The sequence below is a fragment of the Paenibacillus sp. IHBB 3054 genome (genome assembly GCF_051594305.1).
Taxonomy (GTDB): Bacteria; Bacillota; Bacilli; order Paenibacillales; family Paenibacillaceae; genus Paenibacillus_AQ.
This window is the reverse complement of the sequence record NZ_JBOFBG010000023.1, coordinates 33488-53786: the sequence shown is the minus strand read 5'-3', so window position 1 is coordinate 53786 and position 20299 is coordinate 33488. Positions and strand designations below refer to the sequence as shown.

Annotated in this window: 17 protein-coding genes and 2 tRNA genes; 4 read left to right on the top strand and 15 right to left on the bottom strand. The window is 51.3% G+C overall.

Annotated features, from left to right (window positions below; genetic code table 11):
* Positions 1-30 precede the first annotated feature (30 nt).
* Positions 31-867: an oxidoreductase gene (locus tag ACQ76X_RS22450; protein ID WP_438495986.1), complete on the bottom strand. Its 837-nt coding sequence runs from the start codon at positions 865-867 to the stop codon at positions 31-33.
* A gap of 90 nt (positions 868-957) precedes the next feature.
* Here ACQ76X_RS22450 and ACQ76X_RS22445 point away from each other — a divergent pair, with 90 nt between their 5' ends.
* On the top strand, positions 958-1350 hold the full coding sequence (locus ACQ76X_RS22445) for a MerR family transcriptional regulator (protein ID WP_438495985.1): 393 nt from the start codon (positions 958-960) through the stop codon (positions 1348-1350).
* 196 nt (positions 1351-1546) lie between these two features.
* Here the strand turns inward: ACQ76X_RS22445 and ACQ76X_RS22440 are convergent.
* The 3 genes from ACQ76X_RS22440 to nrdR all read right to left on the bottom strand — a co-directional run bounded on the left by ACQ76X_RS22440 (position 1547) and on the right by nrdR (position 2352).
* Positions 1547-1619, bottom strand: a tRNA-Lys gene (locus ACQ76X_RS22440).
* Between the two features lie 10 nt (positions 1620-1629).
* Positions 1630-1705 (bottom strand) — tRNA-Ala (locus tag ACQ76X_RS22435).
* 170 nt (positions 1706-1875) lie between these two features.
* Positions 1876-2352: a transcriptional regulator NrdR gene (gene nrdR, locus ACQ76X_RS22430; protein ID WP_038599232.1), complete on the bottom strand. Its 477-nt coding sequence runs from the start codon at positions 2350-2352 to the stop codon at positions 1876-1878.
* Positions 2353-2518: 166 nt separating this feature from the next.
* Between nrdR and ACQ76X_RS22425 the strand changes: the two genes are divergently transcribed.
* Positions 2519-2737 (top strand): alpha/beta-type small acid-soluble spore protein, encoded by a 219-nt coding sequence (locus tag ACQ76X_RS22425; protein WP_038588982.1) that lies wholly within the window; start codon positions 2519-2521, stop codon positions 2735-2737.
* Between the two features lie 89 nt (positions 2738-2826).
* Here ACQ76X_RS22425 and ACQ76X_RS22420 read toward each other — a convergent pair whose 3' ends face one another.
* The 9 genes from ACQ76X_RS22420 to pnpS all read right to left on the bottom strand — a co-directional run bounded on the left by ACQ76X_RS22420 (position 2827) and on the right by pnpS (position 13200).
* Positions 2827-3390: a lytic transglycosylase domain-containing protein gene (locus ACQ76X_RS22420; RefSeq protein WP_340899886.1), complete on the bottom strand. Its 564-nt coding sequence runs from the start codon at positions 3388-3390 to the stop codon at positions 2827-2829.
* The gene (gene coaE, locus ACQ76X_RS22415; RefSeq protein ID WP_438495984.1) at positions 3390-3983 is read right to left on the bottom strand and encodes a dephospho-CoA kinase; all 594 of its coding nucleotides are present in this window, start codon (positions 3981-3983) and stop codon (positions 3390-3392) included. Before coaE ends, ACQ76X_RS22420 begins: the two co-directional genes overlap by 1 nt.
* A gap of 9 nt (positions 3984-3992) precedes the next feature.
* Complete coding sequence (locus ACQ76X_RS22410) at positions 3993-4748, bottom strand: manganese efflux pump (protein ID WP_438495983.1); 756 nt, start codon at positions 4746-4748, stop codon at positions 3993-3995.
* 184 nt (positions 4749-4932) lie between these two features.
* The gene (gene mutM / locus ACQ76X_RS22405; protein WP_438495982.1) at positions 4933-5775 is read right to left on the bottom strand and encodes a DNA-formamidopyrimidine glycosylase; all 843 of its coding nucleotides are present in this window, start codon (positions 5773-5775) and stop codon (positions 4933-4935) included.
* 51 nt (positions 5776-5826) lie between these two features.
* The gene (gene polA, locus ACQ76X_RS22400; protein WP_438495981.1) at positions 5827-8490 is read right to left on the bottom strand and encodes a DNA polymerase I; all 2664 of its coding nucleotides are present in this window, start codon (positions 8488-8490) and stop codon (positions 5827-5829) included.
* Positions 8491-8809: 319 nt separating this feature from the next.
* Positions 8810-9469 (bottom strand): phosphate signaling complex protein PhoU, encoded by a 660-nt coding sequence (gene phoU / locus ACQ76X_RS22395; protein ID WP_076110645.1) that lies wholly within the window; start codon positions 9467-9469, stop codon positions 8810-8812.
* Positions 9470-9538: 69 nt separating this feature from the next.
* Positions 9539-10294, bottom strand: coding sequence for a phosphate ABC transporter ATP-binding protein PstB (gene pstB, locus ACQ76X_RS22390; RefSeq protein ID WP_038588967.1), 756 nt, complete (start codon positions 10292-10294; stop codon positions 9539-9541).
* Between the two features lie 179 nt (positions 10295-10473).
* Positions 10474-11202 (bottom strand): response regulator transcription factor, encoded by a 729-nt coding sequence (locus ACQ76X_RS22385; RefSeq protein WP_038588964.1) that lies wholly within the window; start codon positions 11200-11202, stop codon positions 10474-10476.
* Positions 11203-11406: 204 nt separating this feature from the next.
* Entirely contained in the window at positions 11407-13200 is a 1794-nt protein-coding gene (pnpS, locus tag ACQ76X_RS22380; RefSeq protein WP_038588962.1) for a two-component system histidine kinase PnpS, read from the bottom strand.
* Between the two features lie 201 nt (positions 13201-13401).
* On the opposite strand from pnpS, the gene ACQ76X_RS22375 reads away from it, so the two are divergent.
* On the top strand, positions 13402-14424 hold the full coding sequence (locus tag ACQ76X_RS22375) for a LacI family DNA-binding transcriptional regulator (RefSeq protein ID WP_438495980.1): 1023 nt from the start codon (positions 13402-13404) through the stop codon (positions 14422-14424).
* 130 nt (positions 14425-14554) lie between these two features.
* On the opposite strand, the gene ACQ76X_RS22370 is transcribed toward ACQ76X_RS22375, so the two are convergent.
* On the bottom strand, positions 14555-17623 hold the full coding sequence (locus ACQ76X_RS22370; RefSeq protein WP_438495979.1) for a carbohydrate binding domain-containing protein: 3069 nt from the start codon (positions 17621-17623) through the stop codon (positions 14555-14557).
* Positions 17624-17887: 264 nt separating this feature from the next.
* Positions 17888-19543: a fumarate hydratase gene (locus ACQ76X_RS22365; RefSeq protein WP_438496023.1), complete on the bottom strand. Its 1656-nt coding sequence runs from the start codon at positions 19541-19543 to the stop codon at positions 17888-17890.
* Positions 19544-19648: 105 nt separating this feature from the next.
* Here ACQ76X_RS22365 and yfbR point away from each other — a divergent pair, with 105 nt between their 5' ends.
* Entirely contained in the window at positions 19649-20284 is a 636-nt protein-coding gene (gene yfbR / locus ACQ76X_RS22360) for a 5'-deoxynucleotidase (RefSeq protein ID WP_438495978.1), read from the top strand.
* Positions 20285-20299: the final 15 nt, after the last annotated feature.

Here is a 20299-nt window from a genome sequence, read left to right as displayed (position 1 = left end):
TCATGGCTTTAGGAACTCCCCCCATTACTTTTAATAATCGGTGCTAATTGTTATATCATGGTAGGTCGAAAATAATTTTTGCATACCCGTTAACTTTTCCATTGCCCGCTGATAGGCATCACTCCCTAAAAGAATTCGCAAAGGAACATCACCACGATTCACCAGATCATATATTACCTTGGCAGCTTTGTTAGGGTCTCCCGGCTGATGTCCAGATAATTCTCTAAGGTTTTTGATATTTTCACCTGCCGTTGCTTGATATGCTTCTATAATATTTACATTTTCAGTTGCAGATCTGCTTGCAAAATCCGTGTTAAAATCCCCTGGTTCTACCAAGGAAATATTAATTCCTAGAGGCTTAACTTCTTGACTTAAACTTTCGGAAAAGCCTTCTAAAGCGAACTTAGTGGCATGATAGTATCCGAAACCTGCAAATGCACGTAAACCGCCTAGAGAAGATATATTTAAAATAGTTCCGCTCTTTTGCTCTCTCATAATTGGTAGCACATGATCTATCATGTGCTTGACTCCCCAGAAATTCACAGCAAACATATTTTCAATTTGCTGATCATCAGCATTTTCAACAGGTGAGAAGTAGGCAAAACCTGCGTTATTAACAAGAACATCAATTCCGCCAAACTTTTGTTTGGTTGCTTCAACAACACTTTTAATGTGCTGACTGTTTGTGACGTCTAACGGTAAAACCAAAAGATTGTCATTCTCCTGAGCGCCAGGCAGGTAATGTTCTATGTCTAGCGGATTACGCGATGTTGCTACTACTTTGCACTTTTTAGCTATTAGCTCTAAAACTATGGCTTTCCCTAGTCCAGTCGAAGCTCCCGTAACAAACCATACCTTATTTTCCACCAATCATTTTCCTTTCTCTATCAAGCATTTATAAGTTATGATAAATATACAACCTGAGAGTTACTCTCAGTCAAGAGAAAGGAGCATATCATGTACACCATTAATGAGGTAGCAAATTTTACAGGGTTATCTCCCCATACTGTAAGGTTCTATGCTAAAAAAGAGCTATTTCCAAATATCACAAGAAATCATCAGAATGTACGTCTTTTTTCCTCAAAGGACGTGGAATATGTTGAAATCGTCAAAGCACTGCGCATGACTGGTATGTCAATTGAGAATATCAAACGATACATCGATTTATGCGAACAGGGATCAGATACCGTGGAAGAACGCTATAACATCATAAGAGATCAACAATTATTGGCAGAAGATTACCTTCAAGAAGTCACACAACAAATTATGTTGCTACGAAAAAAAGTTAATTATTATCAACAAGCTATTAATGAGGGTGAAGAAAATATAATTTGGAATCCTCACATATGAAAGTTGAAAGACACAAGTGGTATGAAAAATGGATTGTCCCAACTGTTCATTAAACAAACGTTTTGTGAAATAATGAACGTTCTATTCTAAGAAGAAATGGACCAGTAGTTTTAAACAGATCTGTGTTCCCCACTTCTGCTTCATCCTCCCGCTTCCGGAAACAGCAAAAAAACGGCATTTCTGCCGTTCTTTAGGATGGACTCTCAGGGGCTCGAACCCTGGACAAATAGATTAAGAGTCTACTGCTCTACCAACTGAGCTAAGAGTCCATATGAAATTTGGTGGAGCCAAGGGGGATCGAACCCCTGACCTCATCGCTGCCAGCGATGCGCTCTCCCAGCTGAGCTATGGCCCCATGTGGCTGATTTAGAACTACAACTATGTATTCTAAAATCCGGACTGAGCTGTTAGCTCCCATCGCTTCGTCATGTTTAAGTTCCGTAGGCGACTTCTATATAATATAAAAAATCGCCTTCGGTGTCAACACTTTTTCAAAAAAAGTTTTTCGGGGTGCGCAAATTGCTTCTACAACCCCTCAAACTCCTCGGTGTTTTTAGAGAGCAGTCCCTTCAGTTCCTTCATAAACATGTTGATATCCTTGAACTGGCGGTACACGGAGGCGAAGCGGACGTAAGCGACCTCATCGACAGGGTAAAGCTGCTCCATGACCAGCTCGCCGATCTGACGGCTCTCCACTTCGGCTAAGGCGATGCCGCGCAGCGACTTCTCCACCTCGGAGACAATAGACTCCAGGCGCTCTACGGAGACGGGACGTTTCTCGCAGGCACGGATAAGACCGCGCAGGATTTTGTCGCGGCTGAATTCTTCGCGGCTGCCGTCTTTTTTGATCACGATCAGCGGAGTTTCTTCAATCATCTCAAAGGTGGTAAACCGCTTGCTGCAGCGCTCACATTCCCGCCTGCGCCGGATGGACTTATTCTCGTTGGCCGGACGCGAGTCAAGCACTTTCGTATTCGTGTGATCGCAGTAAGGGCATTTCATAAGCCTTAAGTCACTTCCTTTTGCATTAATGGTCGCTTTCCGGTCCGGCAATACGCCGGCTACCAGTAAGCTGATTTTATTTCCAGAAAACACCGTTTATTTGATGTTATGAATATGCCATGTCCGGCACATAATACAGTTACCAACCGATAGGAGGTGAACAGCAATGAGCCAAAACAACAGCTCCAATAACCTGGTAGCTCCAAATTCACGCGGTGCCTTGGAACAACTGAAATATGAAGTTGCCCAAGAACTAGGTATCACGCTCTCCCCAGATGGATACCAAGGCAATAAAACTTCTTACGAAAACGGTTCGATCGGTGGTTACATCACTAAACGTCTTGTAACCCTGGCTGAGCAATCACTGGCAGGTCAATACAAATAACCTGTCCCCATAAGCTTGCCTAAAGAAGTATTAAACGGCCCACAAGGCTGTTTAATGCTTCTTTTTTCGTACAAATACAGTATTCTCCCTTAGAACTCGCTGTAAATCTCCGTGTACTGGTCGTAGTAATAAATGACTCGCTGCACATAATGCCGGGTCTCGCCAAACGGGATATCCTTCACGGAAGCCGCTGTACCGTCCCAATTGCCCTTTTCCAGCCAGCTCTTCACTTTCCCGGGGCCTGCGTTATAGGCTGCGATCACAGCGGTACGGTTGCCATCAAACTGGCGGGAAAGCGATGACAAATACCAGGTTCCAAGCTCAATGTTGGCCGATGGCTCCCTCTTCAATTGTTGCAGCGAGACATCCGGAAGCTTGGCCTTTTCAAGCGCCCACTTCGCCGTATCCGGCATCAGCTGCATGAGTCCCAGTGCGCCTTTTTTGGACTCCCGGCCGGTCTTATAGTTCGTTTCCACCCGGATGATGGCCGCCACAAGGAACGGGTCCATATCGTAGGTGATGCTGTGCTCACGAATTTCTGCTTTATAATAAATCGGATAAAACCAGGACATCCAGTTGGTACTCAAGAACAGGATTGCAGTGAATCCAACGAATAACAGGAGCAGCACTCTTTTTTTACGCAGCCACTTCATCATAGGCCCAGCCTGTCCCACAATACGGCAACCTGCTGCTCAGTTTGGGCAAGAGTACCGCTGTTGTCGATGATATAGTCCGCTCTGCTGCGCTTCAGTTCAATATCCAGCTGGGCATCCAGTCTTCCTTGGGCCTGCTCCATAGACAGCTTGTTGCGCTCCATCAGCCGGTCCAACTGGACCTCCCGGGGAACATAGACGACCACAATTTGCCCAAAAAGATTGTCCAGCTCCGATTCATACAGCAGAGGGATATCTACAATAGTCAACCGCTGCGGGTCTTCTTGTTCCATTGTGTTCATACGGTTTTTGATTTCCTGGCGAATCGCCGGATGCGTCAACTGATTCAGCACCTGCCGGGCTTCCGGATCATGAAAAACGATCTCCCCAAGCTTGGTTCGGTTCAGTGTTCCATCCGGCAGCAAGATTCCTTCTCCAAAATGCAGCACAGCTGCAGCCAGCACCGGATGTCCCGGGAGCATGACTTCTCTGGCGATGGCATCAGCGTCCACGAGTCTTGCTCCCTTTTCCACAAACAGTGCGGACACGGTGCTTTTTCCGGAAGCAATGCCTCCGGTTAAGCCCATAATCATGTACTCACCTCATAATAGCTTCATTATTCCCATTGCAATTAACATTAACGCAGGCAGTACAGCAGCATGCTTCATCCAGTAACGTCCAGACAGCTTAAGACCTGTTCTCATGCCCAGCAGCAGAAAGGTTCCGCTGAACAAGGCGATCATAAGCGAGGTGGATACCGGACTGAATCCCAGCAGTGCAGCCCCAAGACCCGCTCCGAAAGCATCCAGCGACAGTGCTATTCCGAGCAGCATTGCTTCCATGGAGGAAATGCTCCCGGAGGCGTCCATATCGGCCGAAGACGGCGTACGGAGAATCTGGATGACCACCCCGAGATGGCGGAGCTCCAGTGAAAAGACTGCCGCCTTCTGCGCGTCTTTTTCGATCTCACTCACAGAATCCGCAGTCGTATCTGCAAGGTCAGCAGTTGCAGCCTCCCCCTTGGAAGCTACACCCGACAGCAGTACCGCTCCTGTCTCCCGTCCTCCCGGACTGTGCTCCTTCTCCTTCTGGATCAGCATCTGGACGAGGGACCAGCAGCCCATCAGGACCAGAATAATCGCGCCGATGCTTGAAGCGGCCTGCGGTGAAATCACCTTCGCCAGCAGCACACCGACCTGCATAGAGACACAAATGACTATCCCCGAGCAAAGCGAGATAATCATAATGGAGAGCAACGGTATTTTCATTTTGCGGAGTCCATATGTAATGCCTACACCAAAACCGTCCAAGCTCAGGGCAAAAGCCAGCAGCAGCAATGAAAACAAGGGGCTGAGCACCCGCAATCCCTCCCGTGAAGAACCGGCAGCCCGTGCGGAACGTTCCGCGGGCTCCGTTCGCTTTATTGAGCATTCTTCACACAGTATATGGGCGGGACAAACTGTCGGTGCCTTACTTTTGCAGCAGCATGAACAGCAGAGGTGTATAATGCCTGTAAATCATCTCTTGCTCTAGTGCGATGCCCTACTTAACTGCCGCAGCCAAAGGCTGGCAGCTTGGGCAAATATGAGTGCCCCGGCCGCCTACAACACTCTTCTCGATGAGAGTGCCGCAGGTGGCACAGGGCTGGTCCTTGCGTCCGTAAATGAGCAATTGCTGCTGGTAGCTGCCGCTTTCTCCCTGGCCATTGACATACGACTTCACAGAGGAACCCCCGGCATTCACCGCCTCAGTCAGCGTTGCCACAATCGCATGATGCAGCTTGTTCAACTGCTCTTCCGTAAGCGCCTTCGCGCTCACCTCCGGGTGAATACCGGCGCGGTGCAGCGCCTCATCTACATAAATATTGCCGATGCCGACCACATATTCCTGATTCAGCAGCAGCGGCTTGATTTTGGTATTTTTGCCGGAGACAATTTCCTTGAATCTCTCCACTGTAAAGGAAGAATCAAGCGGTTCCTGCCCCAGCTTGCTCAGCGGCTTAAGGAGAAGATCCTCGCCCGGCTGGAATAAATGCATGGTACCAAACTGACGCACATCCGTATAACGCAGCTCGGTGCCGTCGGTGAAATGGAAGATGACATGCGTATGCTTGTCCAGCGGCTCATCTCCCTGGAAAAGACCGTACCGGCCCTCCATCCGCAGATGGGAGACCATTACCAAACCGTCAAATACAAAACGCAGAAACTTGCCTCTGCGCTCCACATGAACCACGCTATGGCCTGCCAGCATATGGGCAAAAGCCTGAGTATCGTCCGGACGCTGGATAATCCGCGGCAGCCGGACGGTGACATTCTGTATCTGCTTGCCTTTAATTAATTCATTAAGTGTTCTTCTGACTGTTTCTACTTCCGGCAATTCCGGCATAATAGCTCACCTCTCCTCCATTATACCGGAATTGCCGGGCCTGCGGGGAGTCTATTTCGCCTCATACCAGTTACTTCCATAACTTACCTCTGCTTTCAGCGGCACAGAGAGCGTGAGCGCGCCGGCCATAACCTTGGGCAGCAGTTCTTTCATCAGCTCAAGCTCATCTTCCGGCACTTCGAAGACAAGCTCATCGTGCACCTGCAGCAGCATGCGGCTCTTCAGCCCGCGCTCATACAGCGCCTTGTCCATATGGACCATGGCCAGCTTGATAATGTCCGCAGCCGTCCCTTGAATCGGGGTATTCATCGCCGTACGTTCGGCAAATGAGCGCAGATTAAAGTTCTTCGCATTGATCTCCGGCAGATAGCGGCGGCGTTCCAGCAGCGTGGTTACATAACCCTGCTTGCGGGCATCAAGCACGATATCGTCCATGTAGCGGCGCACACCCTCATATACTTCAAAGTACTGCTCGATAAAGTGTGATGCTTCCTTGCGGGAAATCCCCAGGTTCTGCGACAGTCCGTAATCACTGATGCCGTACACAATGCCGAAGTTAACCGCCTTGGCGGACCGGCGCATGTTGCTGTCGACCTGGTCGGCCGTGACTCCGAACACATCCATCGCTGTCTTGGTATGAATATCCATATCATGCAGAAAAGCTTCCTTCATCCGCTCATCACCGGAAATATGTGCCAGCACGCGGAGTTCGATCTGCGAGTAATCTGCCGCCAGAATTGACCAGCCCGGTTCGGACGGTACAAAGACCTTGCGGATCTTGCGGCCTTCCTCCAGCCGGATCGGAATGTTTTGCAGGTTCGGAAATTGGCTGCTAAGCCTTCCTGTTGCAGCAATGGTCTGCCGGTAGAAGGTATGCACCTTGCCGGTCACCTCGGAGACTTCCTTGAGCAGACCCTCTACATAGGTGGACTGGAGCTTGGCGATCGAGCGGTATTGCAGGATCAGACGCACCACGTCATGATAAGGGGCCAGCTTCTCCAGCACCTCGGCATCGGTGGAATATCCTGTTTTGGTCTTCTTGACGACAGGCAGACCCAGCTTCACAAACAGAATTTCCCCGAGCTGCTTAGGCGAATTCAGGTTGAACTCGGTTCCGCATATCTCGTAGATTTCAGCAACCAGCTTGGAAATCTGGGCTTCGAATTCTTTCCCCAGCTCTTTAAGATCTTCTTTATTGACGGCAATCCCCTGTTTTTCCATATCGGCAAGAATGCGCGACAGCGGCATTTCGAGATCTTCGAACAGTCCGGTCATTGCCGTCTCGGTCAGCTCCTGCTGCTGCTTCTCGACGATACCAAGCACGGTAGCGCTTTTGCGCGCCACATGATTGCCGAGGATTTCAAGCTCCGGTATTTTATATTTGGCGCCTTTGCCGAACACCTCTTCATCCGGAGATAAGCGGGGCAGGCCATATTTGGCGGTAAGATCATTCAGGTTCTGATTCGCTTCTGTCGGATCCAGCAGATAAGCAGCAAGCTGCACATCATTGGCTGCTCCGGCAAAAGGAATCCCCTGCCAATGCAGCGCCAGATCGGCGCGGTGCAGGTCGTAACCGCTCTTCGGTGCCTTGCTGTCTCCCAGCCAGGCCCGCAGCGGAGCTGCGGCATGGCTCTGCAGCAGTGCAAACGGCACGAAGTAATGCCGCTCCGGCGAAGACAAGCCAAGGCCAATCACTTCTGCACGGTGCGGGTTCTCACCGTTTGATTCCACATGCAGCGCGGAAATGCCCGGGAGAGCGGAGATCAAGTCCTCCAGCTCACTTTCACCGACGATGGTAATATCCAGGACGGCAGCTTCAACCGCTTCTACAGCTCCATCACTGCTGGGCGAATAAGCGCTAAGCGACAGGCGCTCAAGCAGGGATTTGAATTCCAGCTTGGCGAGTGCCGGGCCGGCACTATCCCCCTTAATTCCGGTGAATTCCATATCCTCCCAGGCATGCTCCAGCGGAACCTCGCGGTAAATCGTCGCCAGCTTCTTGCTCATCACGGCACTGTCCGCATGTTCCTCCAGCTTCTCTTTCATCTTGCCCTTCAGCTCGCCGGTTCCGGCCAGCACGCCTTCGACCGAACCGAACTGGTGCAGCAGCTTAAGTGCGGTCTTCTCGCCTACGCCAGGCACTCCGGGAATGTTATCACTGGCATCACCCATCAGCCCCTTAAGGTCGATGATCTGCTCTGGCGTCAGATCGTATTTCTCGCGGATTTGCTGCGGTCCGTACAGCTCGACTTCTGTAACGCCCTTACGGACTAGTGCCACCGTCGTATACTCTGAGGCCAGCTGCAGCATGTCCTTGTCCCCGGACACGATCATTACCTGGCGTCCGGCTTCATCAGCCTCACGCGAGATGCTGCCGATAATATCGTCAGCTTCGTAACCGGAAATCTCAAACTGCGGCACCCCCATATCACGCAGCAGGTCCTTCAGCATCGGGAACTGCTCGGAGAGCTCCGGCGGTGTCTTTTGACGGCCGCCCTTATAATCTTCATACCCTTCATGCCGGAATGTAATCTTCCCGGCATCGAATGCAACGATCAGATGACTCGGCTTATGCTCCTCGATTAAACGCAGCAGCATCGTCGTAAATCCGTATACCGCATTTGTCTGCTGCCCCGCCGTATTCGTCAGCGGCGGCATGGCGAAAAATGCGCGATAAATGATGTTATTTCCATCGATTAGTATCAACTTGTCCACTATAGCACCTCGCCTTTATCTTGCTTACTCCCTACATAGTAACATATGCCCCGCTCAAAAAAGAACCAAGACATCCGAAATGAACTGCGGATTCTACCGATAAAGCAAGTTCCCGCCCGCTAATTAGAGAAAGCGCCCGAATTTATGTATTTAATGTAGGATTTCCATTATTACCCTTGCTAAAACCGCTTAGCTTCTAAATAAAAATGAAAAAAGCAGCAAGCCTCCAGTACAGGAGCTTGCTGCTTAGTAGGTACACGCAAAATTCATTCGGGGCTGCTGCACAAAGTCAGCCAGCACCAGCTCAATCGTGCCTTCGTTATTGATTCAGATCCGGGCGTTTGCCTGTTACGAGATAAACCACACTTTCGCCGATGTTGGTGGCGTGATCGGCAATCCGCTCGATATAGCGTCCAACCAGCGTCAACAGCATCGCCTGATTCAGCGATTCCGGCTTTTCGACCATATAAGTGTACAGCTCATTAATCGTTGCGCTGTACAAATGATCGACCTGGTCGTCATCCTGGGCCATCTTGTACGCCAGATCGGTGTTCTCATCCAGATAGGATTGAATCGCCTCGTCGATCATGACGGCCACAATTTCAGCCATCCGCGGAATATCCACCAGCGGTTTGATCAATTGCTGGCCCTGAATGCGCAGCGTAACCTTCGCTACATCCAGTGCCAAATCGCCCATACGCTCCAGATCGCTGGATATTTTGAACGCAACAATAATTCGGCGCAGGTCCTTGGCTACGGGCTGCTGGGTGATAATCAGCCGCGAACCGATTTCCATTATTCTGTCTTCCATGGCATTCAGCCGTAAATCGGCTTTGACGATTTCTTGTGCACGTACGGTGTCAAGAGTCTGCAAAGCTACGATTGCACCTTCCAGAGCATCCGTTACATGCTCGCCCATCTGCTGCAGCAGACTGCGTAGTTCTTCCAGATCTTTATCGAATTCTTTTCTGCGAATCATAATAAAAACGATCCTCCTCAAAAACGTATGGTCAGCTTGTCATTTCCAGGAACGGGTCCCTGCGGGGGGTTAGCCGAAGCGGCCGGATATATAGTCTTCTGTGCGGGAGTCCTTTGGATTGGAGAACAACAGTTCCGTATCCGCAGCCTCTACAATTACACCGTTCAGGAAAAACACGGTTTTGCCCGATACCCGGGCCGCCTGATGCATATTATGTGTGACCATAACAATGGTGTACTTATCGCGCAGCTCCTGTACCAGTTCCTCAATCTTCAGTGTGGAAACCGGGTCAAGCGCGGAGGTTGCCTCATCCATCAGCAGAATATCCGGTTGTACCGCAAGTGCTCTGGCAATGCAAAGACGCTGCTGTTGTCCACCGGACAGGCTAAGTGCAGATTTCTTCAGAAAATCCTTAACTTCCTCCCAAAGCGCGGATTGCCGCAGACTTTGTTCTACGAGTTCGTCCAGCTCCGCTTTGGCGCGGACGCCATGCAGACGGGGGCCGTAGGCCACGTTGTCGTAGATCGACTTGGGAAATGGATTGGGCTGCTGGAATACCATGCCGACCTGCTTGCGCAGGCTCTCCACCTCAACCTCGTCGCTGTAAATATTTTTGCCGCTGATGTTCACTTTACCTTCAATACGTGTTCCGGGAATCATGTCGTTCATACGGTTTAGTGTGCGCAGTAATGTAGATTTACCACAGCCGGAGGGACCGATAAAAGCTGTCACCTGTTTCTCCGGAATCTGCAGATCCACAGCCTTCAGTGCATGAAAAGACTCATAGTAGAGATCAAGTTTCTCTATGTCAATGATGGATTTCATTAGTTTTTGCGTCTCCTTCTCATCATCTTCGTTCCCCATGATAAGCTTTCAGTGTAAATAGAGTTGAAGAGAATTGTTAACGCAGTGTAAAATCGGTAACAATCGTCCCGTTTTCACGAAGTGCTGATGACCTTATTATTTCAATTCTTTGTATATTTTAAAAAAAGAACACCGTCATTTCAAATGACAGGCGCTCTTTTCTTGCTAACTACCAGTTTGTAACCTACACCGCGAATCGAATCAATATGGACTGATTCCGGATCAAGCTCCAGTTTCTTGCGCAGTGAGCTAACGTGGACATCCACCGTCCGCTGTCCGCCGATATAATCAAAGCCCCATACGGCATTCATCAAATCGTCGCGCGTCAGCACCACACCCGGCTTGCGAGCCAGATACAGCAGCACTTCAAATTCCTTCGGCCGCAGATTAATGCTGACTCCGCCCAGAGAAACCTCATACCGTTCAGGGTAAATCTCCAGCTGTCCCAGGATAATCGTCGATGCCGATACTACAGCTTCCGGCTGGACTTCTTCGGCAAGTCCGGAGATCCGCCGGAGTACTGCGCTGACCCGGGCAAGCAATTCCGATACACCAAAAGGTTTGGTTATATAATCATCAGCACCGGATTTCAGGCCGCGGACTACATCCTCTTCGGCATTTTTGGCAGTCAGCACGATAACAGGCGTACGGATGCCTTGTCCGCGCAGTTTATCAAGAATATCAATCCCGTTCATTCCCGGAAGCATGAGGTCCAGTACGATCAGGTCAAAAGGTTCTCTAGTCGCACGGTCATATCCTGCCGTTCCATGATCCTCCACCGTCACTTCATAACCTTCCTGCGTCAAATTATAGGACAGCAGCCGTGCCAGCGTCGGTTCGTCTTCAATGACAAGCAATCGTTGTGCCATAGGTTCCCCCGTCTTCATATGTTTTTAAATTTACAAATCAGTTCGCAAGCCCATCATATCACCGGAATGTTAACTCGGTGTAAAATCTCAAAGACTTCTGAATTTTTAAAAAGAATTCCATTCCATAGTAAACCTTGAAGGGCTCACTGGCAAATTTGAAAACGCACTTCCGGGAGCGTGTCCAGCTGTAAACGGGGCCTCATCCTATTCTGCCTGCTCCTGCAGCAGCGGCAATTCCAGAATAAACGAGCTGCCGATGCCGAGATCACTCTCCACCGTAATCGAACCGCGATGCAGCTCCACCAGATGCTTCACGATTGACAATCCGAGGCCGGTTCCGCCGGAGCTTCTCGATCTTGCCTTATCCACCCGGTAAAAGCGTTCAAAAATCCGCGGCAAATCCTTGCGGGGAATGCCCATGCCGGTATCGCTGACGGTAAAGACAACCGTTTCCGTGCCGTCCGCCTTATGGCCGTTGACGACGGTTACTTTCACACTTCCCCCATCATGCGTGTAATTGATTGCATTGGAGAGCAGATTCATAAAGATCTGGCGCAGCTTGTCTTCGTCACCCTCGACGAACAGCTCGTTCGGCACATTTGCACTGAGGCTGATTTTTTTCTTTTCTGCCACTTTGCTGAGCGTCCCCAGTACGGAATCAAAAAATTCAATTAAATGGACAGGAGAGCATTCGAGCTGCACGCGCTTCGATTCGATTTTGGACAATTCCAGAATATCTCCGATTAACCGGTTCAACCGTTCATTCTCATCATAAATAATCTGCAGGAAAGAACGTGCCGTCTTCTCATCCGTAACGCCGCCTCCAAGCAGGGTCTCGGCAAACCCTTTTACCGCAGCCACCGGTGTCTTCAGCTCATGTGAGACGTTGGCCACGAACTCACTGCGCATCTTCTCCAGACGGCGGATTTCCGTCACCTCCTGCAGCAGGAACAACATGCCCCGGTAAGAGCCATCCTGCATCATCGGCACGCCGTCAAGCCGGACGATCCGCTCGGCCGGGTTATAAATACTCCGCTCCTCGTGGATCGCCTCCTTACGGGTAACTCCCTCGTCAATCAATCGGGTAAGCTCATAATGATGCTTAATTTCCTTGTAGGAATAGCCGGCCATTTCACTGTTCTTCACGTCCAGCAGACGTTCCGATGCCCGGTTCAGCAGCGCAATCTCGCCCTCCGCATTGATCATCACAATGCCGCCGGTCATATTATCCAGCACGCTCTGCAACAAATCCTCGTTGTCACGGATCGTCTTCAGCTGGGTCTGCAGGCTGTCGGCCATGGCATTGATTGCTGTGGCAAGCTGACCGATCTCATCCTTGCGCTTCATCGGCACCCGGGCATCATAATCCAGGTCGGTAATGCGCCGGGCCACTCGCGTAATCTGCTCCAGCGGAGAGGTCATGCTTGAAGCCACCTTGTAGCTCACCAGGGTTGCCGCAATAAACAGCAGAACCAGTCCCCCGGCCATAATCAGCCAAGCCCGGCTAAGTCCTTCCGTCACCGCGTTCAGCTCCATGGAGAGCCGGATATAACCGTCGAACCCCTGATCCGAGACTACTGCTCCGGCTACATACAGCATTTGCCGGTCGAGTGTATCACTGTAACGGATCGCCCGTCCGATTCCTTCCTTGGCGGCCAGCACTTCCTCCTCACGGGTGGAGTGATTGTCCATTTGCAGCGGATCCTTCTCCGAATCGCCGATGACCTTGCCGTCTTTGGTAATGAAGGTGATCCGGGAATTGGTCAGCTTAGAGATATGCTTGGCCTGCTCCGTATAGAAATTCAATGCGCCGGAGCTGTTCATATCGGCAAACTGAAGCGTTCCGGAGAGCAGCTTTATTTCCCGGGACATGTTTTCCTCCAGGGCCGCAATATGGGAGTCCTTAAACAATTGGGCCATGGTAAGTCCGGCGCCGATCATGGAAATCCCGATCATAGTCATCAGTATAAAAGTAAGCCGGATACGAAACGGTTTCATCTGAAAATCCTCTTCCTTGTCATTATGTCATTGAGAACATCCTACCTCCATTTTGGCTAAAATACCAGTTCTCCAGGCAATTATCAACGCAGTGTAAAAATGGGACAGCATGTGCTGCCAGCAGAGACGTAAAACATTAAGGCTCCACCCGATTTATGGTATTATCATTACAAAACCTGTTAAATTCGAGAGGGAAATCTAATGAAAGTAACGATTTCGGATGTTGCAAAAGCCGCCAATGTCGCCAAGTCTACTGTCTCCAAGGTACTGAACGATTCTCCGAAAATTTCGCAGGACACCAAACGCAGAGTTCGTGAAATTATGAAGCAAATGAACTATACCCCGAGCAGCATCGCCACCGGACTTGCCAGACAGAGCAGTAATACCGTGGGGCTGCTGGTTGACATGTCCAAAAGAAGCGAATTCCTGAATCAATTCTTCTATAACATTATAGGTGGAATAGAGAGCGTGATCGGTCCGCTGAAATATGAGCTGACCCTCTGCAATGTGCAGCATAATGATGAAGAGGGAGATTTCCTGAACAGACTGGTCTACAATCAGCGTGTCGACGGAATTATCGCCAACAATTCAGTGCTGACGGAAGAACTGTCCGCGCAGCTCGATCAGCTTGAATTTCCCTACATCTCCATTGGCGAAAGCAACGATCCGGCCAGCTGGGTCGATTTCGATAATGAAGCCGGCGGCAGAATGCTGACACGCCACCTGCTGGAGCAGGGCTACTCCCAGCCCGCTTTCATCGGCGGAGAGCCGCATGAGCGAATCTTCACTTCCCGCTTAAACGGCTATCTTAAGGCTTTGAACCAGGCAGGCAGGTCCGCCCCGGAAAGATTAATTGTGAATGGGCAAGCCGACGAGCATGAAGGCTACCGCGCCGCCATGCAGCTTCTGCAGGGTGGTGACCGGCCCGACTGCATCGTATGTATGACCAATTATGTTGCCTTCGGCGTGCTAAGAGCCGCCCGCGAGCTGGGCATCGAAATCCCCGCACAGCTCGGTGTGGCCGCTTTTGATGAATATCCTTTCTCCCGATACACCACACCTCCCCTGACCTCATTGAATATAGATACCTTCAAGCTTGGGGTAACCTCCGGCCAATGGCTGATGGATCTTATCCAGAGCAAAAATACGGGATCACGGCAGCTGCTGCTGGAACCGGAGCTTATTGCCCGGGAATCCACGTTAAGACATGTTGTCCGGAATTAGCTTAGCCATGAGCTGTTCTGAGCTTGAATTGCAGAACTTAAAACAAGGAGCGGCCTCCCGGGGAGCCGCTCCTTGTTTATAAACATCCATTTGGAAACCGATTAGTGTGGCAGAGATTTAATGGCAGCTGTTATTGATCCTTCCAGCGCTGCACGGTCAGCGTGACTGTCTGCGCTCCGCCTGCCGGTGTCAGCGTCCGGTTGGCGATGTCCGTACCGCCTGAGGCGGTTTCTACGGCCGCCCAGCTTCCACGGGTCAGCTTATACTGCACAGCAGTTCCTGCAGGCAGGCTGAGTGTAATCGAATATACACCGTCGCTTCCCTTGGTCAGCTGATAAGCAGGGTCCGCTGCGTTCCAGCTGTTAAAGGAGCCGGTCAGATATACCGGTCCGCTTGCAGGCGTAGTACCCGGAATACTGACCCGGAACGTCACGCTGTCGGCCTGAGGTTCTCCAGCCGACAGGCTGCCGTTCACCAGACTCGAGCTCCCCGCGCCAAAGTGATAATTGTTGCCGCCATTGCTATCCCATGTGCCGCTGCCATTATTAAAGGCAGCGGTCAGACCCGCCGCGTTGCCCAGCGGAATCTCTAGTACTTTATAACCCGCATAGGAGGATGACTCCATCTGCACGCCTGGCGTGGTCGTCCAGGTCGTTGAACCGTCCAGCTTGTAATGGATATAGGAATTGCTGAAAGCCGCATTCTTGTAATAGATCGTCGCCGTATTGCCCACAGGTGTCGCTGTTGGCGTCACCGTTGCTGTTGGTGTTGCTGTCGGTGTTGCAGTCGGCGTTGGTGTTGGCGTCACTGTCGGTGTGGCTGTCGGTGTTGGTGTTGGTGTCACCGTCGGTGTGGCTGTCGGTGTTGGAGTCGGTGTCACCGTTGGTGTGGCTGTCGGTGTTGGAGTCGGTGTCACCGTTGGTGTGGCTGTCGGTGTTGGAGTCGGTGTCACCGTTGGTGTGGCTGTCGGCGTCACGGGTCCGCCGGATTGGATATTTCCGGTCGGCGTATAGGTCCAGGTGCCGGTGCCGAAGAAATAATTGCTTCCGCCGTTGCTGTCCCATGTGCTGCTTCCGTTGTTGAAGCAGGCCTCGAGCTGGGTGGCAGCACCGATATTGACCGTTATTTTATTGTAGCCTGCCACTTCTGCTGCCGGTATGGCTACGCCAGGTGACGTCGTCCAGGTCCCTCCGGCCGGACGGTAATGGATATACGGTGTGGTATAGCCCTGCTTATAGTAGATCGTCACATTGTTCCCCGCAGGTGTGACAACAAGAGCGGCTAAGCTGAATCCCGACAGGTTGGATGCGGCATCAAAAGCTTTTATTGTATAAGAATAGCTGGTATTACCCGCTAACCCGGTATCCGTATAAGATGGGGTAGAGGTAGTCCCAACCTTGACGCCATTGCGGTAAACCTCATAGCCGGTTACCCCAACGTTGTCCGTGGATGCTGTCCAGCTTACCAGTACACTGGATGCATTTTGCACAGTGGCTGTCACATTGGTTGGCACAGACGGAGGTTCGTTTTCTGAAACAGGCTGTGTTTTGGAGTAGACTTTGGCTGTATTTGCGCCCACAGTTACTGTGATTTGTTTGCCCGTTACTCCTCCCGCTTGCACCGTCACTTTGTCAGACGTATTGAATTGGTTCAGCAGAACCGTTCCAGCAGTCAGTGTGCTCTCAGCGCGCAGCGGGATAGTGAGGGTCTGCGAACCGCTCGAGGCATTGCTGAATACAGAGATAACCTCCTGGCCGACATTGGCCCCGGTGTCAATGCGGCGCGAGAACGCGTACAGGTTCTGGGCAGACCACATTTCACGCTGGGTGCCGGTGCGCAGGGCCGGGTTATTTTTGCGGATTTCATTCAGCTTGGCGATATGCTTGAAGGTGCTCGCGTCTTCATTAAAATAGTTCTGAATTACATTGCCGCTTGCATCCCGTTTCACCATCGACCAGCGGTTCCAGGTATCGGCGATTCCGCCGGTCATAATCTGGCCGTTGCCGTTGCCCTTATTCTGCTCTGTGCCCTGGAAGACCACCGGGGTTCCGCGAACAGTGAAAATAAAGGACAATGCATTTTGCAGCTTCTCGACATTTCCTCCGGCTTCCGTCAGGAAACGGTTGCGGTCATGATTATCTATAAAGGTGACCATATGGTTAGCATTTCCATTGTAAAGGGAGTCGAGCGCCAGCGTGCTTTTGATATTGGACTCGAAAGACTGCCCGTAGGCAAAGCTGTTCAGCACGGAGAAAAACAACGGGAAGTCGAGCATTCCCCATTCCTTGTTATTACCCACCCAGCGGGAGACAAATTCGGCATTGCCGTCAAAGTTCTCGCCGAAGGTATTGACGCCCAGCAGATTCTGCAGCTCTCCAATGTCCGTAGGTTTCATCAGCTTGGCTGCATCGACACGGGCGCCGTCCGCCCCTGTATAATCAAACCAGCCCTTGATGGAATTGAACACAGCCTGCTTGGCAGCCGGAACATCGAAATCAATATCATCCAGACCGCCGAGATCATGATTCTCCAGGTAGTCCTGAGCCCACTGATCATATCTTCCGTCTGCCAGCGACCAGTTGATATCCCCATTATGATGATACCAAGACGTATTATTAAAAGGGGCGGCTGGCTGCAATGCCGGTATATCATAATAAGCCTGACTGCCGAGCATATAGTCCCCAATATGGTTCGGCACAACATCAATAATCACTTTTATTCCCAGAGCATGGGCGCTGTCCACCAGCTCCTTAAGCTTTTCTTTAGTCCCGAAATACGGGTTGGCAGCATTGGGGTTTTTCACGTTGTATCCATGGTAGGCCGTGTTTTTCCCGGTGCCGTTGTTCTCGCGGTTCGTCATTTGTGGTTCAGCGACCGGAGAAATCCAGATTGCCGTATATCCCATGTTATGAATATAGGGTAGCTTGTTGATAACCCCCTGCCAGTCGCCGCCTTTCATGTAACGGAAATCTTCTTCCGAGTTCTCCCCGTAACGGATTGCTGCGCCGGTGGCATTATTGGATGTATCCCCGTCATTAAAGCGGTCAACCATAATCTGATAAATCGTATCATTCTCGGTGACGGTACCTATGCTGCTTGCTGCTTCAACCTTCGAAGGCGGGACCACAAATAAATTCATCGTGATCGAAAGAACAATGGACGTGATTAGAACGGGAATAAGCCATGGTTTACGTTTCATTCTCATCTCCCTCTCATAAAAGCGTTTACAAAACCTGTGTTAGACTGTAAATACATTTCCATCACTTGCCTCATTGCATTGCGGTTCGGGAAACCGGTTTCCTTCTAGAAGAAATTACCATGCAAACGTATGCGTTGTCAAGAAATTTAAATTTCTTCTTTTTTTGTCCTTAATTCTTCTGAACATCGGTAAAAAAAGAAGCCTCGCTCCAGAGTGAAAATGAAGGTTGGCTTCTGTTATTGTGGTCTTTATCTTCCTGATAACTTATTTGAACACAGGTTCGCGGAACTGGGCCAGCTTGGCTGCAGAATCCTTCTCCACATCAGCATGCAAGCTGTTGCCGTGCGAATCCATCGTTACGATTGCCGCAAAGCCGTCTACCTGCAAATGCCACATCGCCTCAGGGATTCCGAATTCCATAAAGTCGACTGCATTGACCTTCTTGATACATTCGGCATAATATTGCGCGGCTCCGCCGATAGCGTTGAGATATACGCCGCCATGCTCCTGCAGAGCCTTCAGCGTTTTGGGGCCCATTCCGCCTTTGCCGATCACGGCGCGGATGCCGAATTTCTTAATAATATCCCCTTGGTACGGTTCTTCGCGAATGCTTGTAGTCGGCCCTGCCGCTTTTACATGCCAGCCTTCCTCATCCTTCAGCATGACCGGACCGCAGTGATAAATGACTGCACCGTTCAGATCAACCGGCGTTTCGTGGTCCATCAGGTATTTATGCAGCGCATCGCGGCCGGTATGCATTTCCCCGGACAGGATTACCACATCGCCCACCCACAGGCTGCGGATATCCTCCTCGCTGATCGGCGTCGTCAGCCGGACCTCGCGCGATCCGCCGGCCGTTGCAGGTTGCCCTGCTCCTTCAGCAGCTTCAGCGGCCGACAAAACAGCCGGAGCCCCTGGAATCGTGGCATCCTCGGGAACGACACCGGACCCGGCAGCACCTGCGGCATGCACAGCTACCGGCTCGGGCGAAGGTACTCCAGCATCATCAACGGAAATCCCCGTGCCGCTCTCATACAGCCATTCCTTGATCTTGCCGGTCGCAGGATCAACCAACACGCCCTGGCGGCGGAAGGCCCAGCAATTATAGGCCACCGAGACGAAGAAGCTTGCCGGAAGCCGGTTCATCACTCCCACCTTACAGCCCAGCAGCGTGACTTCGCCGCCGAAACCCATCGTGCCGATGCCCAGCTTGTTGGCATTCTCCATAATATAATCTTCCAGCTTGCCCAGATCCTCTACCGGGTTGATATCCTCCACCTTACGGAACAGCTGCTTCTTGGCCAGCTCATAGCCTGTCGTGCGGTCTCCGCCGATGCCCACACCGATGAAGCCCGCGCTGCAGCCCTGTCCCTGTGCCTGATAGACGGCATGGAGAATACATTTGCGGATGCCGTCGAGGTCACGGCCAGCTTTGCCCAGTCCTTCCAGCTCTGCCGGAAGGCTGTATTGGATATTTTTGTTCTCGCAGCCGCCGCCCTTCAGGATGAGCCGGACATCTACGCCCTCTTCTTCCCATTGTTCGAAATGGATTACCGGTGTCCCGGCGCCCAGATTGTCTCCGCTGTTTTCGCCGGTAAGCGAATCTACTGAATTGGGACGCAGCTTGCCGTTTTGGGTCGCCCGGACAATGGCGCTGTGTATATCTTTTTTCATTTCTATCTGATTAACGCCTACAGGTGTATGAATAATAAACGTCGGCATCCCCGTATCCTGACAGATCGGCGATACCTGAAGCTCAGCCATTCCGATATTCTGTGCAATCGTGGTCAAAGCAAGTCCCGAGCGGGTCGCCCTGTCTTCCAGCGCGCGCCCCTTCGCTACCGCCCTGCGCACATCGCCCGGCAAATTTGTGGAGGTCTCTACGATCAGATTATAAATGCTGTCTTCAAAATGCTGCATCTTCATTCAGGACTCCTCTCCATCAGTTCCAGGTTGTCTAAACTCTGTTACAATTAGTTATTATAATATCATATTAATCGGCTCATGAAAGGGGTTACTTAAAAATTGAACTACCATTTTTCAGCCTATTTGTATCGCCTTCAATATATTCAGCGCTGGAGCCTGATGCGCAGCACCGCCCCGGAGAACGTGGCGCAGCATTCATTCCAGGTAGCCCTGCTGGCCCATATGCTGTGCTCGATCGGCAACGCTCATTTCGGGCGGTCGCTAAATGCCGACCGGGCTGCGGTGATGGCGCTGTTCCACGACGCCTCCGAGGTATTCACCGGCGATATCGCTACGCCGGTGAAACATAACAACCCGCGGCTGCTGTCCAGCTTCCGCGACATGGAGCGGGTCGCCGCCGAACGTCTGGCGGCGATGATTCCGCCGGAGCTAAGCGCGGTCTACGCGCCGCTCCTGCAACCGCAGGACAGCCCGCCCGGCTCAGAGGATGCCGGGCTGCTGCGCTATGTCAAAGCAGCGGACGTGCTGGACGCCTATCTGAAATGCGTCTGGGAGGTCGCTGCAGGCAACCGCGAGTTCGCCGCTGCCAAAGAGCAGACCGCGACAAAGCTGCGCGTACTGGAACTGCCGGAGATGGATTATTTCCTGGCCCATATGGCTCCAGGGTTTGAAATGTCGCTGGACGAGCTGTCCGCAGGCATGAGCAGTGAGCCCGCGGCAGATTCGGCAGATTGATGCAGCAATTTGATC

Coding starts and splice junctions, on each gene's coding strand:
- ACQ76X_RS22445 (WP_438495985.1), top strand. CDS start 958: ATGTACACCATTAATGAGGTAGCAAATTTTACAGGGTTATCTCCCCAT.
- phoU (WP_076110645.1), bottom strand. CDS start 9,469: ATGATTCGCAGAAAAGAATTCGATAAAGATCTGGAAGAACTACGCAGT.
- ACQ76X_RS22385 (WP_038588964.1), bottom strand. CDS start 11,202: ATGGCACAACGATTGCTTGTCATTGAAGACGAACCGACGCTGGCACGG.
- mutM (WP_438495982.1), bottom strand. CDS start 5,775: ATGCCGGAATTGCCGGAAGTAGAAACAGTCAGAAGAACACTTAATGAA.
- coaE (WP_438495984.1), bottom strand. CDS start 3,983: ATGATTATGGGCTTAACCGGAGGCATTGCTTCCGGAAAAAGCACCGTG.
- ACQ76X_RS22370 (WP_438495979.1), bottom strand. CDS start 17,623: ATGAAACGTAAACCATGGCTTATTCCCGTTCTAATCACGTCCATTGTT.
- ACQ76X_RS22420 (WP_340899886.1), bottom strand. CDS start 3,390: ATGAAGTGGCTGCGTAAAAAAAGAGTGCTGCTCCTGTTATTCGTTGGA.
- pnpS (WP_038588962.1), bottom strand. CDS start 13,200: ATGAAACCGTTTCGTATCCGGCTTACTTTTATACTGATGACTATGATC.
- pstB (WP_038588967.1), bottom strand. CDS start 10,294: ATGAAATCCATCATTGACATAGAGAAACTTGATCTCTACTATGAGTCT.
- ACQ76X_RS22375 (WP_438495980.1), top strand. CDS start 13,402: ATGAAAGTAACGATTTCGGATGTTGCAAAAGCCGCCAATGTCGCCAAG.
- nrdR (WP_038599232.1), bottom strand. CDS start 2,352: ATGAAATGCCCTTACTGCGATCACACGAATACGAAAGTGCTTGACTCG.
- ACQ76X_RS22365 (WP_438496023.1), bottom strand. CDS start 19,543: ATGCAGCATTTTGAAGACAGCATTTATAATCTGATCGTAGAGACCTCC.
- ACQ76X_RS22425 (WP_038588982.1), top strand. CDS start 2,519: ATGAGCCAAAACAACAGCTCCAATAACCTGGTAGCTCCAAATTCACGC.